Raw genomic sequence first — 1625 nt, 5'->3', positions numbered from 1 at the left:
TAGACGGGGTTGTCGGAAACGAAGGAGAGGCCAAAAATCGCGTCATCAGGGTTGAACCCGCCGCGGGCCAGCACCGCCCCGTTGCGCAGCCGGAAGCCGTAGGGCCGCCGATCCGGATCGGCATAGTAGTCCACCGGTTTGGGGCTGAGTCCACCTGGATTGGAAACAGGGGGATCCCAGACCGTTTGACCATTCGCCGTGTCGCGACCTGGCTGACCAGCGTTCATAACGCCAGCGCTGCCCAAAGTGCCGCGGGCGTTTGCGTTGCGCCAGTTGGTCAGGTAGCCAGCAAAAGCGCCCAAGGGTGGGCGGGCAATGGCATCTTCCCGCACGGCATCTTCCCGGAAGGCGTAGAAAATCCCCCCTTCTCGGTTCTCGCCAATCCCAGCAGGCAGCCAAGTGTCCCCTTTAATCAACCCCCTGGCCTGTCCGTTGACGTTGTTGGTCAGCAGGGCCAGGTCGATGTTGAGGGCCCGCACCGCCATCGCCTCGCGGCCATCGTAGAAGACAGAATCTTTGAAGGGCACGCGATGGCACTGGCTGCCAACTCGGATCAGCTCAAATTGGTTGCTGTTGGGGCCAGCAGTGTTATTGGAGCAGTTGGCAGTGGCACGGGGCAAAGTCCACTGGTCAATGGTGGCCCGGGGCCTCAGCCTCATGGATTCCAGATCCACCACGGCTTGATAGGTTACTGGCCCCTGTAGGAAGGGGTAGGCCTGCCTCCGCTCATCTTCAAGGGGATCGTCGGGGTTGGGGGGCACGCTGTGGTGGAAGGTCTGCAGAGGGAAAATGTAGCGCAGCGGCAGATAAAACCGGTTGGCTGCTTCTCGGTTCCCAGCTCGGCTGGCTTGGATGTCATCCCGGAGGATTTCGGCTATGGGATTGCTGGCAGTGGCAGCCGCCTCAATGCGCAGGATGTTGTCCGCCAACATGCCCACCATGCAGCCTGCCGTTTGCAGGGTGGTTTGGTCAGCTAGGCTCAGTTGGTCAACAGAGGTGCCTCGGTTGACGATATCAATAACCCGCCGCAGCTCCGAGAAGTTGCCAAAGGCCGTAATAAACGGATCCGGGTGAATGCGGCCTGGCTCCTGTTTGGGTGGATAGGCCCCGTCAGGATCGCCGGCAAAATTGGCCAGGTTGGTGAGCGCTGTCCACAAAGGAGTGCCAGGCCGCAGTTGCTTCCGCATCGGCTCGGGGTCATACTCCCAAACGTTGGTGCCCTCTCCAGTAAAGAAGTTGATGCCCAGTTGAGTGCGCTGGTCGCCGGTAGGGAAGGTGGAAGCCCGCTGCAAGCTCCAGGGAGAGCCGGGGTGGGCTACCGTGGCCAGGCAAGCAATGGGGAAGCGCCCATCTCGGTGGCTGTAGTGGTAAACGGCAGTGGCCTGCACCGCCGCTGGGTTATCTCGCAGGGTTAGCCGTTGCCGCGCCTCGTTGCTGATGAAAATGGCCTGCAGCTTGGTGGGATCATCCGCATTCCCGGTGGGCACCAGAGGCAAAGGCAAAGAATCGGTGCGGGTTAGTTCCAGCCGCTGGCCCACGATCACCCGCAGACCTTCCACACGGGCCCGCCGCTCCCAGTAGCCATCCAAGCCCACCTCGGAAAGGGCGCCTGGGGGTGGGTTGTC

The 1625-nt window shown here is 61.7% G+C and carries 1 pseudogene; it reads right to left on the bottom strand.

Annotated elements, in window-relative coordinates:
* Positions 1-1625 (bottom strand): annotated as a pseudogene (locus NW820_RS12270) (type II secretion system protein); the annotation flags it as partial.

The sequence above is a fragment of the Synechococcus sp. R55.7 genome (assembly GCF_047461955.1).
Taxonomy (GTDB): domain Bacteria; phylum Cyanobacteriota; class Cyanobacteriia; order Thermostichales; family Thermostichaceae; genus Thermostichus.
The sequence above is the reverse complement of the archived record's forward strand: the minus strand, read 5'-3'. Positions and strand labels throughout refer to the sequence as shown.